General features: G+C 38.8%; 8 protein-coding genes and 1 pseudogene. 8 read left to right on the top strand and 1 reads right to left on the bottom strand.

Annotated features, from left to right (window positions below; genetic code table 11):
- The 3 genes and pseudogenes from IM319_RS05360 to IM319_RS05350 form a co-directional block, all read left to right on the top strand.
- Positions 1 to 221 (top strand): annotated as a pseudogene (locus IM319_RS05360) (hypothetical protein); the annotation flags it as partial.
- A 59-nt stretch (positions 222 to 280) separates the two neighbouring features.
- The gene (locus tag IM319_RS05355) at positions 281 to 6,418 is read left to right on the top strand and encodes a translocation/assembly module TamB domain-containing protein (protein ID WP_287734928.1); all 6,138 of its coding nucleotides are present in this window, start codon (positions 281 to 283) and stop codon (positions 6,416 to 6,418) included.
- A 135-nt stretch (positions 6,419 to 6,553) separates the two neighbouring features.
- The gene (locus IM319_RS05350; RefSeq protein ID WP_287685838.1) at positions 6,554 to 7,045 is read left to right on the top strand and encodes a GNAT family N-acetyltransferase; all 492 of its coding nucleotides are present in this window, start codon (positions 6,554 to 6,556) and stop codon (positions 7,043 to 7,045) included.
- 25 nt (positions 7,046 to 7,070) lie between these two features.
- On the opposite strand, the gene IM319_RS05345 is transcribed toward IM319_RS05350, so the two are convergent.
- Positions 7,071 to 10,064, bottom strand: a complete 2,994-nt coding sequence (locus IM319_RS05345; RefSeq protein WP_287734927.1) for a plasmid replication protein, CyRepA1 family — start codon at positions 10,062 to 10,064, stop codon at positions 7,071 to 7,073.
- 485 nt (positions 10,065 to 10,549) lie between these two features.
- On the opposite strand from IM319_RS05345, the gene IM319_RS05340 reads away from it, so the two are divergent.
- The 5 genes from IM319_RS05340 to IM319_RS05320 all read left to right on the top strand — a co-directional run bounded on the left by IM319_RS05340 (position 10,550) and on the right by IM319_RS05320 (position 16,589).
- On the top strand, positions 10,550 to 13,909 hold the full coding sequence (locus IM319_RS05340; RefSeq protein ID WP_287734926.1) for a ribonucleotide reductase N-terminal alpha domain-containing protein: 3,360 nt from the start codon (positions 10,550 to 10,552) through the stop codon (positions 13,907 to 13,909).
- Between the two features lie 168 nt (positions 13,910 to 14,077).
- Positions 14,078 to 14,554 carry a DUF29 domain-containing protein gene (locus tag IM319_RS05335; protein WP_287734925.1) on the top strand — a complete coding sequence of 159 codons (477 nt, stop codon included), beginning with the start codon at positions 14,078 to 14,080 and terminating at the stop codon, positions 14,552 to 14,554.
- A 3-nt stretch (positions 14,555 to 14,557) separates the two neighbouring features.
- A complete protein-coding gene (locus tag IM319_RS05330) occupies positions 14,558 to 15,010 on the top strand; it encodes a DUF29 domain-containing protein (protein ID WP_287734924.1) in 453 nt (150 codons plus the stop codon).
- 11 nt (positions 15,011 to 15,021) lie between these two features.
- Positions 15,022 to 15,468, top strand: a complete 447-nt coding sequence (locus IM319_RS05325) for a DUF29 domain-containing protein (RefSeq protein ID WP_287734923.1) — start codon at positions 15,022 to 15,024, stop codon at positions 15,466 to 15,468.
- A gap of 53 nt (positions 15,469 to 15,521) precedes the next feature.
- The gene (locus tag IM319_RS05320; RefSeq protein WP_287078108.1) at positions 15,522 to 16,589 is read left to right on the top strand and encodes a ribonucleotide-diphosphate reductase subunit beta; all 1,068 of its coding nucleotides are present in this window, start codon (positions 15,522 to 15,524) and stop codon (positions 16,587 to 16,589) included.
- The last annotated feature ends 300 nt before the right edge of the window (positions 16,590 to 16,889 follow it).

Raw genomic sequence — 16,889 nt, 5'->3', positions numbered from 1 at the left:
TTTCTAAAGGTGGTAAACGACGTAAATATGGTGGCTCTACCACAAGACATGGGTTCCGTAAAGGAGATTTAGTTTCTTCTCCCAAAGGAATTGGTTATGTTAGTGGAGATACCGAAAAACAGTTATCTGTAAGCGATACCAATGGTCAACGATTGGGACAGATAGCTGTTAGCAAGATTCAGTTAATTCGTCGTTCTAACGGTTTAATTGTTTCTCACTAATTCATATAAAGCCGCCCTCCGCTATCGCTAAAGGGCGGGGTTTCAGCCCCAGTTTTTCGATGAGTAACTCCCCTGGTGATCCTTCTCCTCGTCCTAATCTTTTTCTGAGTATCGGTCGATTTGTCCGCCGGCCTTCTACTTTAATTGTTGGGGGAATTACTCTCCTAGGAATTACCTCCCTTGGCTATTTTACGACTCGTTATTTAGTTTATGAACGTCTAACCCCAATTTTAGACAATATCTTCAGTGAAATGCTGCACAGACCCGTCAGGGTAGGTAAGATAGAGGGCTTTTATTTTAATCGCATTCGTATCGGTAAATCGGAAATTCCAGCTACGGCCAATTCTGCTGATAGTTTATCTATTGATGCGATCGAATTGGGATTAAATCCGCTGCCCTTACTTTTAGGTCTGCCGCTGCCGATTGATGTCAAGTTAATTAATCCCAGTATTTATCTCGATCAGGATAAAAATGGTCAATGGCTCGATAATTTAGAAAAAATAGCTAGTAACTTTGATCGGGAGGCACCCATTAAGTTAAATCTGGGGTTTCAGGTGGAGAAGGCAGCTCTTACTATCCAACCCTATGCCCTGAAAAAACCGATAGAAATTAAGGCCGATGGTCAAGGAAGATTTATTGATAATCAAAGGCAGCCTCTCACCTACGATTTTAGCGCAGAAATCCTCAAAAGTCAAGTAAAAATTCAAGGAGAAACGGCGTTAAAAACGGGTGAAAGCCTAACTAATCTTCAGATCGACCGTTTAAACTTAAGTAAACTATTAACTTTAATTCCTAATCGCAATTTTCAATTAAATCAAGGAGAAGTAAATGCTAATATTGCTCTCAATATTCCCAGTTGGGCAAAGCTAAATCAAAGTCAAGGTAATGGCAATTTTCAGGTGAGGGAAGTAGCGGGAAAATTCCAACCTTTTCAGTATCCAATTAAGCTAACAACTAAGTTAAATTTACAGGGAGACAAAGTATTAGTTGAACAGGCGAACGCAACTATTGGCAAGATTAAAACTGAGGTGAGAGGAGAAGTAAATTGGCAAACTGGTTATCATCTCAATGTCGCTCTAGAATCGGTGGATTTACAACAACTTTTAAGAATTATTTATCTGCAATCACCTCTAGATTTACGGGGAGAAGCGCGCTCTACTTTTCAAGTGACGGGAAAACTAGATCAACCTCTAATTAAAGGAACCGTTAGCAACAGCAAACCGATTATTTTTGAGCAAATTCCTATTCAATCAATAACCAGTAATTTTCAAACAAATCTCAATCGTCTTAATTTAGATAAAATTCAAATTAAACCCGTCGCAGGTGGAGAAATTAAAGGAGAAGGAAAATTGCAGTTAAATATTCTGCAATCCCTGCAAAAAAATCAACCTCTTGACGGGACAAAAATGCCGATTAATTTGAATTTACAAGCGCATTTTCCCACGAGAAAAATTTTATCTCAATTCGCAACAATTTCCGCTAAAATTAATATAAACGATCTGCAAGCTAATATTAAAGCTAGGGGTAGTTTAGGACTGCCACAATTATTAATTAATTGGCAAATACCCACGGTTAATCAGTCAGGATTAATCAATGTTGCCGGGGAGGGTAAAGTATTTTTAGGGGGCAACAAAATAAATTTAACTGATACGGTCATTAAAACAAATGGCGGCAAACTACAGGTTAATGGTAATAGGGATTTTACTAGCAAATTAGTCCGGGCAAAAATCACGGGTAATAACTTTTTGTTGACTCCTTTTGTGCCTCTTGTTTGTCAATATTTAGATAGCATTTGCCCCTACCTAGAAACCTTAGAACCCTTAAATTTAGAGACAGCTAATATTCAAGTTAGTGGCCAAATTGACCAACTTAATATTAATACTTTAAACGGAGTTGCTAACTTAGAAATTAGCAGTAAACAAGGCACAATTTTAGTCAATAGTCAAGTATTGCAAGGAAATCTTCAGGCTAACGCTTTCTTAGCGGGATTGCCGATTAATTCCCTATTGCCTAACTTACCAACCCAGGTTAAATTAGTGCGATCACAAATTAATTTACAAGGTTATTTAGGAGAATTAATAAATAATAAAAATAATATTTTCAGCAGTTGGCAAGCTCAAGGTAATATGCAGTTATTAGTAGATAATAATCCTTTAATTGCCACAGCCAAACTGAATCAAGGTTTCATGACAGGAACAGTTAATACCAGTGGGATTAGTCTTAATCCTCTAGTGGAAAATTTAACAGTTCCCGTCAGTTTAGGCAGGGCAAAAATCAGCTTTGCTGGCAGGATAAATTCTCTGATTAGCGGTACTTTAACGGATTTACAAACTTGGCGCGGAGAGGGAGATATACAGTTATTTGTCAATAATCGATCCCTAAAAACTACTGCCCAACTGGAAAAAGGTATTTTAAGCGGTATAGTTAATACAGCTGGCATTAACTTAAATCCGTTTTTACCCAATATAAATATTCCTGTTAGTCTAGGAAAAACCCAAGTCAATTTCACCAGTGCAATCAATAATTTACTAGCGGGAAAAATCCCTAATTTGTCCACCGTCAATGCTAGGGTAAATACTCGGTTGTTAGTGGATAATAATCCGATTAATACTGATATTCAGTTAAACAACGGTATTTTTAATATTCTCAGTAGCTTAGAGAATTTTCAGACTAATATTCCCCTACCGTTGAATATTTCCCAAACCAGTTTTCAAGCAGCAGGAAATGCCCAAACTATTTTCGACTCCCTGCAAGAAAAACGACTCAACTTAAGCAGTATCAAAGCAGTTTTTAACTCTCGTATTAATGTAGCCAAAGGAGAAATTAAAGCTAAGGCACAACTGAATAATAATTTCTGGCAAAGTGATATTATTGCCGCTAATCTCGATCCCGCTGCCGTACTAGGACAATTGCCAGGAATAAAATCAATCTCGATTCCTAACTTAGATTTTAGGGCGAATTTAGCAGGAAATATTAAAGAAATTTGGCAGGGAGTAACACCAATTCAGGTTAATAATCTCTCGGCACAGTGGGGAGAAAATAGCTTTGATGTGCGAGGAAATATTCTTTTAGCTAATCTTATCAGTCAACCCGATATCGCTGAGGTTAACTTAAATCTACAGGCAAAAACAGACCTTGCTACTGTACCCTTGGCTGAGATTATATCGCTTTTACCGATCGATCCTCGTTTGAAACCCAGAGAATCGACCATGACAGGGATCGGAGAATTTCAAGGACAAATCACAGGAAAAAATCTCTTAACTGCTTGGCAAAAAGTGGGAAATATACAAATCAAAGGAGATATAAATTTAGCTAACTTTAGCATTAATGATCGACCCTTTGAACCTATCTTAAAAGGAAGTATGCAAGCAGGAATCGGTCAAAATATTAGTTTAAATCTGCGGGGAAATCAGGACATTATTGACCTAACTTTCGATCCTTGTCAACAAAATAATTGTCTGCTGCCCTATCTTCCCTTAGGGATAAATATTCGCCAAGCTTTTGGAAATAAAACTCCTTTTTTAGCAACAGCTAAACGAAGCGGAGAAATTTTAAATGTTCAGATTGCCGATTTTCCCCTAGAAATCCTGAAAATATCTCCCACGGCAGCCTACAATGTTCCGGGGATTATTGCTGGACAAGTAAATGCTAATCTAGACATCAATTTATTTAACTTACAGGGACAGGGACAACTAGAGATTAACCGACCTAGTTTAGGTAACTTAATCGGGGAAAAATTAACGGCAAATTTGGTTTATCGGGATTCCATAGTTCAACTGCAAGAGGGGAGTTTACAAGCGGGTGCAAGTCAATATAATCTGCAAGGTTTATTTAATTGGCAGACCCAGGAAATAGAAGCTAAACTCAGGGTAGATCAAGGTTATATTCAAGATTTATTATCAGTTGCTAGTATCTATGATTTAACCAGTTTAATCACCCTTTTCTCCTCCGAAAATAACCCAGCTATTCAACTTAGTCCCCTAGAAGTAGGTAATCCCGAAGCTTCCCTAGCAGAACGGGTAAATTTGCGGGCAAAAATTGAAGAAATAATCCAGCAATTAGCAAGGGAAAGAGGGGTAGTCGGGATACCTTCTGAACTAGATTTTCGCGGCCGTTATCAAGCAAATATAGCCTTAACTGGGACTTTAAAAAATCCAGATCTTAGCGTAAAATTTCAGGGCAATAGATGGGAATGGCGACCCCAAAGACCGACGGTAAATATTGTTAACCCTCTCGGAATTGTCACCACCGATACCCAATTAATTCCTATTGATGAAGTAACAATTAATCTTAACTTAAATCGTCAGTTACTCAGGATAGAACCGATTAGATTAAAATCACGAGATTCTTCCGTATTTTTAGCGGGTGATTTTTCCCTAAAAAAAGTAGAGGGAACTTTTGCCGTGGAAAATCTTTCTCTGGATCTCTTGAGAAATTTTGTGCAGTTTCCCTTGGATGTATCCGGTAGTCTAAAAACTCAAGGACAAATTGCAGGAACCTTATTAAATCCTCGTATTCAGGGTAATTTTGCCTTTATTGACGGTGCAATTAATGCCCAAAATATTAATCAGGATATAATTGGTTTATTTACCTATAATCAGTATCGTTTTGATTTGCGGACAACCTCCTCCGAATCAATCCAAATCTATGCCAGCATTCCCTATCCTCCCTTACCAGGTAATGATCAATTAAAAATCCAAGCAAAATTGGGAACCGATGCAATCAAATTAATTGAAGCTATCAGTCAAAACGCCATCGAATGGGTTAACGGTGAGGGAGAGGTAGTTCTTTCAGCGATGGGAAGATTAGATATAAAAGAGGGCTTAAAAATCAAAGATTTAGAAGCAAATGGTATAGTTACTCTTAATAATGCCGCTATCCGCAGTGTTGCTTTTCCAGAGATTTTAACCGTAAATGGCCGCATTGGGTTAACCCCTGAAAGCTTAACAGTAGAGGAATTACAAGGCTCGATCGCTGACAGACAAATTTCTGTGGTGGGAGTTTTACCTTTCTTTCAAGCCATCAAAAATAATCCTAATCCGTTAACAGTTAATATTCAAGAGGGAGATATAGCAATTAATGGTCTTTATCGGGGATTAATTGCTGGGAATGCCATGGTGACAGGAACAATTCAGCAACCAATTATCGGGGGTAATGTGCGTCTTTCTAGGGGGAAAGTTTTTCTTCCTCGCACAGCAGAAATTAATCAAGAAACGGATAAACCAGTGAGTCGCTGGCTGCAGCCTCTCAACATTCCTCAGACGACAAATATTACTCCAGTTTTAAATAATTTCCAAGTGTCTTTAGCAGGATTATCAATCGAACAAGAACCTTTGTATCAATTTGATTTTAGTGGTGCTTTAACCTTGAACGGTCCGCTCACTCCACTGGAGAAATTACAAACCAATGGAGTGATTAATCTCGATCGAGGACGGGTTAGTTACATCGATACTCGTTTTCTTCTTAACCGACGCAATCAAAATGTTATTGTTTTCGATTCTAGTCGCGGGTTGGGACTTTTTAATCCCTTTGTTAATATTCAACTGCGAACAATTCTCAGCGAATTTTCTCAATCTCGCGATTTTGCTATCTCCCGTCCGGGGGGAGATTTTCCTAGCAATGAAATTCCCGATGATAGCCTCAATCGCATTCAAAGGATCGATGTCACCCTCAGCGTTGAAGGGGAATTAAACCGCTTGCTACCAAATTTAGGACGTAATCTCAATGAAGTGTGCCAAATTCGTCCCGATAGTCCACCTTTTCCCCTAGAGGAAAACTATACAGATACAGAATTACAAAAAGCTGCTAATTGTTTACAAGCAGTGGCTTTTGCTAGAGGTGAAGATGAGGGATTGCTTAATACTCCCCTAGTTAAATTAACCAGCACTCCCCCCCGCAGCCAAGGGGAAATCATTCGACTTTTGGGGGAACAATTGCTGTCGGTTTTTAATGGTTTACAGGGAAAAAATACAGAACAATTAATTCAATTTGGAGTGGTTCAGTTGGCGATTCCCCTCTTAGCCCAAGGGGTCGTGTATGATGTGGAGAATGCGGTTAGTAATGCGATCAGGGCAACGGATTTTAATATTCTTCCCAATTTGGAAACCGTCTATCGAGTCAATTCCCAGTCTTTTATTCGCTTTTCCTACGATTACAATTTGAATGAGTTTACCGTCCGCTATCAAACTCAATTTTAAAGTAAGATGGCTGGATAAAGAGGCAAAATTAGGTTATACTTCATCCTGAGAATCAACCCGATAGGTAGGTAGAAAATAAGAAATATTATTTTTTTACTTTTGACTTTTTACTTTTGACTTTTTACTTGATATTCTATGATTATTCGCGAGGCCAAAGAAACAGATTTACCAACAATTATCGAGATTTATAATGCTGCTGTTCCCACTCGCAAGGCCACCGCAGATTTAAAGCCTATTTCCCTCGAAAGTCGGCGAGAATGGTTTAAAAAGCACGATCCTGAACAGTATCCCATCTGGGTAATAGCGATCGAAGGTCGGGTGGTGGGTTGGCTGAGTTTACAGATGTTTTATGGTCGTGTCGCTTACCAAAAAACGGCAGAGGTTAGTTTATATATTGCCCCCGATTATCAAGGTCGTGGAACCGGTAAATTATTAGTAGAATATGCCCTGAATCGCTGTCCCAAATTGGGTATATCTAATCTTATGTGTATTATTTTTGCCCACAATCAAGCCAGTATTCGTCTCTTTGAAAAATTCGGCTTTCAACGATGGGGTTATTTACCTCAAATTGCCGATCTAGACGATTTTCTGGCTGATGTGGTCATTTTAGGAAAAAAAGTCGCTTAAATAGGCAATTTTCCCCATAGCTAGACTATAATTCTAGACTTAATTGAATATAAGCATTTTCCGGTTCGCCTAGAGATGGTTTCTGGGTGAGAGAAAAGAGATAGTCCTCATACCAAATCTCAGAACTTCCCGCACATTTTTCATCTCTAAATAACCATTGTTGAAACACTTGTTCTCTACCATCCTGAGGGGCAACAATCTGATAAACTTTTAGAGATTTTTTAGCAATTCTCTGGCGGCCCTTGCTGGTTAATTCATAACCTAACAAGTTTAAACAATTACGAATAATCGTCAGAGGACGGGAAGTATTAGAGAGGTTAATCTTGGTGATAGTTTTAATCTCGTTGCGGTTTTTAATGGCGATTTCGGCCATTTTTTGTAAATCGGCATCATGATTAGTTAATTCTCTTTCAGGGTTAGCTAATAATACGGGAATTCCTAACACTTCTAACGTCCCGATAATCACTCCTAATTGACTACCATTAAAATCGGGAATAAATAAACTTCCGTGACCTGATTCTATCAGTTTACGGGCAATTAAAGCATCTCGATCGCACAAAAATTGTCGCCCAATTGTCAAAAAGTAATGTAAGCGTAGTTCTTGATACCATCCCTGATCATCTTTAATCACTAATTGCGGTGTGACGGGAATTCCATAGCGTTTGTATAGGTCATATTTCCTGATAATTCTCCTTTCTTTCACTGACTTAATTAACTGTTTTTTAAGCCAACGATATTCTGATTCCGTGATCTCGGCTGCGCTGGCAATTGCCTCGCATTCAGAACGATAATTATGTTCCCTAATTTCTTCAATTGCTTCCGTTAACTGATTATTTATTTCTAGTTCTTCTTCCTGATTCCGTTCTTTAATTCTATGACCTTCTGCTTGTAAAATACCTAAGATTGACTGACGATAATTAAGCATATAAGCATTTACTCGCACAGCCATTTTTGCCCAGCAGAGGAGAGATTCCGCTTGAAAATTTGTATCTAAATCCTCAAGAGATTCTAAATCTGATTGGTGTAGTAAGCGAATATTAACCTCCGTTAATCGGTGTCCAGAGGTGAGAAGTTTGGGGATAGAAGTGGAACCATTACCCACCTGATTAAATCCGTACACTGCTGACCAAATATAACGAGGAATATTCTCTCTAATTCTCCCTAAAAATTGAGCGATAGAAGTGGGAGTTTGAATTCCCTGTGCTAAACACCAAACCGAGGTAAAGTGTTGCTGAATATCAATACTAATTCCCGTTTCGATCGCAGGACTAGCTAGAACTATATCATAGTTAAGCAACAACTGATTTAAATTGCCAATCGCTTCATAGGCAGCGTGACTAGAATCTGGCAATGACTCTGAATCTATCCGCAGAATTTTCTTCTGAGGAAATTGCTTTCTTAGATAAGATTCTAGGGTAATTGTCCCCCATTTGCTGGTTAATTTTTGTGCTGATAGACAAACAAAAGGTTTTCCTCCGTCTTTAATATGTTTAACTAAATCCTTAACTAGCTGTTGGGGAGTATTATCAGAGTAGTTATAAACTCGCCAAGCTTCCTGATAATTAGGTTTCCAATCGTTACTAATCAAGAAAGTTTCTAGTTTAATAGCTGCTAAAGAAGTTAGATATTCTAGGGAAATATCACTTAAATCAGCATCAGCAACTAAGACTTTTCCCCCGCTGCTGACCACAGTTTGTAGTAGAGACTTTAAAGACTTTAAAATTACTACTCGATTAGTTTTACAAGTATCCCCATTTAACCCATGCCATAAAACTTGTTCGATCTCATCGATAATAATCATAGCTCCTTGCCAATCTTCCGCATGAAATTTAGCTTGTGATTGGGGATGGAGAGAGTCAATACATAAACCATAACCGTAAATTTGTGCCGCAGGATTATCTCTAACTTTGCTGATATAGTTTAAACCAAAGCGTTGACATAGCTCCTCTACCAGTTTGACTCGATGACCAATAACTAAAACTTTTTGTTGATTGGCAATAGCCTGTTTAACTATCTTAGCTAAAAACTCAGTTTTTCCTGTACCTTTAGCCGATTTAATCGCCATTAACTGCGCTGATGTAGGGATAGCAATATCTGGCAAGTAACGGCTATTTAACTCTAGATGAGGTGGGAGAGTTAAACTATTTAAACTCGCTGCCTTCCAAATTTCCCAAGAGGTAGCTTTTTGATAGACTTGTTGGAAGTAATCTTCTCCTCGATTGATTAGTAAATCATCCACCCCTTTACCGTCAGCAGCATCCCAAGTAACCACCTTTACCTGACAGTTAGCCTGACTGAATAGATAACCCATTCTCTGTAAAGCTAAATTAACCGCTTGTTGGTTCTTTGGTTTAGTTTCTTGATCAAAAACTAGATAAATCTTTCGTCCTGAATTAGCTAATTTTTTTAGCTGCGGAATTAGATGAGATTTGCCGATTCTTCTACCTAATTCGTCCTTGGGAGTACGATAACCATTGTGAATTCCGGGTAAGGCAATTGTCGCATAACCTGCTGTTAGTAATGCCCCCGCTTTTTTCGCTCCTTCCGTAAGACAAATAGGTATCTCTGGATGTTTAATTACCCAGGACCAAAAACCGAGATCCTCTTGCTTATTATCCACTTCTTCAGTTAAAATATTAATACTGGTATGCTGGGCTATCCTTTGCCAAATTTTCAGGGGAACCCGCAAAGCAAAGACTCCCGTAGGGGTTTGGGGAGGATGTTCGTACTTAATCGGTTTAGCCTTATCAAGGCTTAAACGGGGAAAATCGGGCTTAAAACAGCCCCAAAGGTCATAATTACCCGTTAATAAGTCAATTCCTGAACACCACCAACCGCCTTGACTGATATGTTCATAACGCTTGAGAATATCGTCCCTAACTCTGCCATCATTGCGTCGCGGTAATTCTTGGGAGTAGAGTAGGTATTCACTGGGAGATAACCCCGCTAAACCGGTGACATTGAGTTCGATTAACTCCGCATCCACCCCGCTATCACGCCATTCTTCTAAATATTTCATCCTTGTCCTCTACTCGCTAGACGCTATATATAGCGTTTTTGTTCTATTATTTTAGCGGTAAGCCACTAAATAGCGAAAAGAGAAAATTCACTCTCTCAGAGGTTCTCAGAGGAAATTTGACTTTTAATCCACTCTTGTCTTAAATTATCGAAAAGTTAAGAACAAATAAAGTCTGACCACAACCTCCTCAGCAGTCAAGCAGAATCGGATCAAAAGTATTTTGTCAATCTGTTTTTGCTATCAAAGAATAGTTCTTTTGTCAAGCATACAAAAGAACTATTTTCTGGAAAAAATCAAGAATTTTTTCCAGAAAATGTCATCCAAAACACTGTTTTTAGGGAACAAAATAATCCTGGCTATACCATATATAGAGTGATAGGATTATTTAACACGCTAGATGTTGTGTTTTCCCAGAAAATCTGATAGAATACTCTAGTACAAATAGATTAATTTGTCAAATTTTTTAACGCCGCAATTTCCTAATTATGCAATCAAAGCCCTTGACTACTGCCGTCTCCATTCACAAAAATAACGAAGTAATCCCCTTTCGTTCTACCCCTTTAGCTAATATGGGCAGCCATGGAATTAGAGTGATTCGGCGCGATGGTTCCACCACAAGCTTAAATATCGGCAAAATTCGCGACGTGGTAGAGTGGGCTTGTGAGGGCAAAAAAGTCAATTCAATCGCCTTAGAAGCGGGTTTAACCACACGCCTGCGGGATGGGATTACCACTAGGGAAATACAGGATAATTTAATTAATTGCGCCCTAGAAATGTGTAGTCCAGAGGAACCGGATTGGCGCTATGTGGCGGGAAGATTGCATATTTGGAGTCTTTGGAAAGATACCTTAGTAGCCCGGGGTTATCAGTACGGAAATTACGAGAAAACCGTCAAAACTCAAGTTAAAAATCAGCTGTACGACGAAAGGATTCTCATCTATTCCGAGGCAGAATTAAAAGAAGCTGGTTCTTGGATTAATCCCGATTGGGACATCGATTATGATTACGCCGGAGCATTGTTAATCACTAGCCGTTATTTACTCAAAAATGAGTTACCCCAAGAGGCATTATTAACCTGTTCCTTACTGCTTGCCACTGTGGAAGAACCAGCTAATAGACTCCCCTGGGCGAAGAAATTTTATCAAGCAATCGCTCAAAGAAAAATCTCTCTCGCCACCCCAATTTTAGCCAATTTACGCACTCCCAAAGGTTCCCTAACCAGTTGTTTTATCCTCTCCATTGACGACAGTTTAGAAAGCATTTTCGACGAGCTTACTAATGCTGCCCGCATCTCAAAAAATGGTGGCGGTGTCGGGGTGAATGTGAGTAGAATTCGCGCCACTGGTAGCTGGGTAATGGGGAAAGCTAATGCTTCCGGGGGGATTATTCCTTGGATTAAATTACTCAACGATACAGCTATTGCAGTAAATCAGGGGGGAAGACGCGCCGGGGCAGTAACTATCGGTGTTGACATCTGGCATTTAGATGTGCCAGAATTTCTGGAAATGCAGACAGAAAACGGTGATCAAAGACGCAAAGCTTATGATGTTTTTCCCCAATTAGTTATCACCGATGAATTCATGCGTCGGGTGATAAATAAAGACGAGTGGACATTAGTAGATCCCTACGAAGTTCGCAATAAATTAGGTATAGAATTAGCGGAACTATGGGGGGAAGAATTTGAAGAGGCCTATCGTTTAGTAGAAGCTAATTTAGATCAAGAGATTCTCCTCTATAAAAAAATCAATGCCCGGGACTTATTTAAAAGTATCATGCGTTCCCAAGTAGAAACAGGAATGCCCTACATTGCCTTCAAAGATACCATCAATCGCGCTAATCCTAATAAACACGATGGCTATATCCCCGGTGTAAATTTATGCGTCGCGGGAGAAACAAAAATTCTTACTGACCGAGGACAAATAGCAATCGCTGATTTGGTGGGGGAATATGTTAATGTCTGGAATGGATTGGAGTGGTCAGAAGTATTAGTTAAAAAGACTGGAGAAAACCAGCCTTTATTAAAGGTAAATTTCTCTAACGGAGAGGCCTTAGAATGTACTTACTACCATAAGTTTTACCTTCAGAAAAACTACAAGGGAACCGTGGAAATTGTCGAGGCAAAAGACCTCAAACAAGGAGATAAATTAATTAAATACCAGCTGCCTCTCGTCCAGTCAGAAAATGATCTTGACTTTCCCTACGCCTACACCGCAGGATTCTTTTCTGGAGATGGGAGTTACGGAAACAATGGAATGCCAGAAGTTGACCTATACGGAGTTAAAAAAGAGTTACTTCCCTTATTGGCTATTCGTAACAAATATCGGGGAAATGGCTCTATTGAAAAAGGTACTTTTTGGAGAAAAGAAACCGATACCCTAGCGGTATATCATGACAGTAAACAAGATCGGATCGTCTGTAAACTCCCGTTAGATATTCCCAGTAAATTTACAGTTCCTCTCAATGGTTACACAATTAAATCTCGTTTAGAATGGTTAGCTGGTTTACTTGATGCCGATGGAACAGTTGCCCGCAATGGTTCTAACGAGTCTCTCCAGATTGCTGCTGTTAACCAGCAATTTTTGCTCGATATTCGCCTCATGTTACAGACTTTAGGAGTTGATGCCAAAGTTACTTTTATGGATGACGGTGGCTATAAATTGATGCCAAATGGAAAGGGAAATTATCAAGAATATCTCTGTCAACCAAAATATCGTTTACTGATTAATTCTGTCGGACTATTTCAACTTGGTCAATTGGGACTTAAAACCCATCGCTTACAATGGACTTTAAAAGAACCCCAACGTTCAGCCACTCAGTTTATCCGCATTGAATCGGTAGAGTTAACCTGTCGTCGAGATGACACCTACTGTTTTACAGAACCCAAGCGTCATCTGGGAATGTTTAACGGCATTCTAACAGGACAATGCACCGAATCTTTTAGCAATGTCACCCCCGATAAAACTGCCCATTGCTGTAATTTAGTTAGCCTTAATTTAGCCAACATCGACAAGGAAGAAATCGAGTCTAATTGTCAAATCGCTGTCAGGATTCTCGACAATACTATCGATATCACTAATCCTCCCTTTGATAATGCTAAAAACCACAACGATAAATATCGCACTATTGGGGTAGGGGCAATGGGATTGGCTGACTGGTTAGCTAAACGGAAATTATCCTACAATAACCTGTCAGAAATTAGTAATTTATTTGAAGAAATTGGCTATTGGTGTACCTATTCCTCGATGGAATTAGCCAAAGAACGCGGTGCTTATCAAGCTTTCTTGGGTAGTGAATGGAGCCAAGGTAAATTAATCGGAGCAAAACCAGTGGAATGGTTTTTAAATAATGCGGTGCAACCGCAAAGATGGCAACAATTAGCCGCAGATATTCAACGATTTGGCATCCGTAATTCCCATATTACCGCCATTGCTCCTAATACTTCCTCTAGTTTGGTACAGGGATGTACCGCTAGTGTTTTGCCGGTTTATAGTCGCTTTTTCTACGATAAATGGGCAAAGGGAACCGTTCCCATCGCACCACCTTTTATTGAAGAAGCTTTCTGGTTTTATTCAGAGAATAAAAATCTCGAACAGCAGCAGGTGGTAAAAGCGATCGCTACTATGCAAGAATGGATCGATACGGGGATTTCTATGGAGTTATTATTCAACCTCAATGAAGGGGTTTATTTCCCCGCAGAACCTAACCGTTGTCTCACTGCCAAAGATATCTTTGATACCCTAGTTATGGCGTGGGAATTGGGGTGTAAAGCGATTTATTATATCCGTACCGTACAAAAGGACAATTTTCGAGAGTCTGACGATAGTTGTTCTAGTTGCGCTAATTAAGGCTAAGATAGGGAGCATCTCATTTATGCAAGTGAGTAATTATACTTATCCATAAAACTGGTTTCTAGCAAGGCTTTCAAAATAGCTTGACATAAAAACCTGATTTAGGGGTTACAAAAGTGAGATGCTCCCGCTAAGATAAGTCTTATTCATCACCTAATCACAGCTATGGATAAGACTTTATACGAACAGGATTACTATCTCTGGTTAGAGAAAACCATATCTTTACTAGAAAATCGCCAGTTTTCTGAGTTGGATTTAGAAAATTTAATTGAACAAATAAAAGATATGTCCAGAAGAGAACGTCAGAAGTTAGAGAGGTTACTAACTAAACTCTTGGAACATTTACTTAAATTAACTTATTGGCAACCTAAGCGCGATTACAATAAAAACAAGTGGCGACGGGAGATTTTAAATTTTCGCATTCAAATAAAAAGAATTATTAGCAACAAAAAGGATGGAACTTATAATACAAACTTAGTATCTTACCTCACCGAGATTCTTGAGCAATGTTATGAGGATGCTTGCCATCTATTTATCGAAGGTTCTGGCATCGATAAAAGACTTTTAAGTTCTACACCTATTGGAGCAATCGACCAAATTTTAGATGAAAATTGGTTTCCTGAGTTTCTCGGAGAGGATTAAGCAATGAAGAGTGATTTATACGAAAAAGATTACTATCTCTGGATAGAGAAAACCATATCTTTACTAGAAAATCATCAATTTTCCGATTTAGATTTGGATAATCTCATCGAGGAAATTAGCGACATGGGCAAAAGCCAACGACAAAGTTTAAAGAGTTATTTAACTCGGTTATTAGAACATTTGCTGAAACTAGCTTACTGGGAATCGGAATTAGAATATAATCAAAGAGGATGGAAAAATGAAATTAGGAATTTCCGTCGTGCCATAAAAAGAATTATTGCCGATAGTCCTAGTCTACAGCCTTATCTAATTGAAATTTTTAACAACTCTTTTCAAGAAGCTCGTATTTCTTTGATCGAATTATCTGGAATGGCTGAAAATTTGGTCAGTTTAGCTCCAATTTGCACTATAGAACAGGCGTTAAATGAGGATTGGTTTCCTGAAATATCAAAATAATGGGGATAATTATGGAAAAGAACTTATACGAAAAAGATTACTATCTCTGGTTAGATAAAACCATTAATTTACTGGAAAATAATCAATTTTCTGAGTTAGATTTAGAGAATTTAATTGACGAAATAAAATCTATGTCTATCAGTCAACAGAAAGCCCTTAAAAGTAATCTAACTGTGATTTTATGGCATTTACTAAAATACTTACAAGAGCCAGAAAAACAAACCAGAAGCTGGGCATTAACCCTTTTTGAGCATCGCGAAAGAATCGAAGAAGATTTAGAAAATAGCCCTAGTCTTAAGATTTTTTTAACAGAAGAAAATTTAAAAAAATGCTACGATAAGGCCAGAAAAAAAGCCGCCATTGAAACAGGAATAAACCTAGAGAAATTCCCGAACTATTGCCCATTTACTTTGGCAGAAGCCCTAGATTTTGAATTTATTCCTAATCAAAAGATTTGACTTTTTACCGAAAATATATTATAACCTAAAAGTGCCATAATATCCAAGTAATCATGTCCTTACATTTAGTTAATTCTTGCCCTTCGATGCCCATTTCCCCGATCTTCAATCCGGCGGGAGATGATGCGATCGAAAACCGTTCGATCTGGTTTGGTAACACCACCAACCTGATGCAATTAAACGATGTCCGCTACACCTGGGCGGTGGGTTTATATCAACAAATGCGCGAAAATTTCTGGATTCCGCAACGATTAGATATCACTCAAGACGTGACTGAATACGGGCATCTTACCGACGAAGAAAGATATGCTTATGATGGTATTTTGTCCTATCTAACTTTTCTTGATTCCGTGCAAACCTGTAATATTCCCCACCTAAAAGGTAGCGTCACTGCGCCAGAAATTAGTCTTTGTATGGCGGAACAAATTTCTCAAGAAGCCATGCACAATCAAAGTTATCAATACTTAATTGAAACGATTATTCCCTCCGATCGCCGAGGCGAAGTTTATGACTTTTGGCGCACCGATAAAGTTCTCAAGGATCGCTGTGAATTTATTGCTAGTCTCTACCAGCAATACATCGACAAAAAAACTACTGAAAGCTATTTTATCGCCCTTCTTGCCGATTATTTGCTAGAGAGTTTGTATTTTTACAACGGCTTTATCTTTTTCTATAATCTCGCTTCTCGACAGCTAATGTCCGGTAGTGCTGACGTTTTCAAAATGATCAACCGGGACGAATTAAGTCACGTCCGTTTGTATCAGAAACTTATTCCCGAAGCCATGGCAACTTTTTCCCATTCTGTTGAACAGATTTATGAGATGTTCGATACGGCCGTTAAACACGAATGTCGCTGGACAAATCACATTGTTGGCAACGACATTTTAGGTATTACCGAATACAGTACCGAACAGTACACCAAATACCTCGCTAATATTCGGCTGAAAGCGATCGGACTTGAGCCTTTATACAAGGAAGAAAAGTATAACAAAAGTCCCTATAACCATCTGGAACGCTTCTCCGATACCAAAAAAGAAGGCCACACCAAAGCTAACTTTTTTGAAGCAACCGTTACCAGTTATGTTATGTCTTCTGGCTTAACGGGATGGGATGAAATTTAAAATTTAAGGGATAATAATGACCCAATTTCCTACCATAAAGTGGCAATTTTGTCAAATATTTTGATAACTTTTGACCCTCTATTCGCTGGGGTTCAAGGGGCTTTTTGCTCCTTGTCCCCCGCTCAACCTTTAACGATCCCTACTGGCATCTCGGTAATTATAAGTAGGGTCTGCTGAATAAATCTAAAAACCTTGTTGGGTAAGACTTTTAGACTTTTTGTCAATCAAAAAGTACCAGGCATGGGAGTGATCAGGGGGAAAATTCAGGTACTTTTTCCCTGAAAATTAGGTAGTTGACCA

Origin of the sequence: Microcystis sp. M113S1, from assembly GCF_020246945.1 — a bacterium.
Lineage (GTDB): Bacteria > Cyanobacteriota > Cyanobacteriia > Cyanobacteriales > Microcystaceae > Microcystis.
Note: the sequence above shows the minus strand (reverse complement) of the source record. Positions and strands in the feature narration are given on the sequence as shown.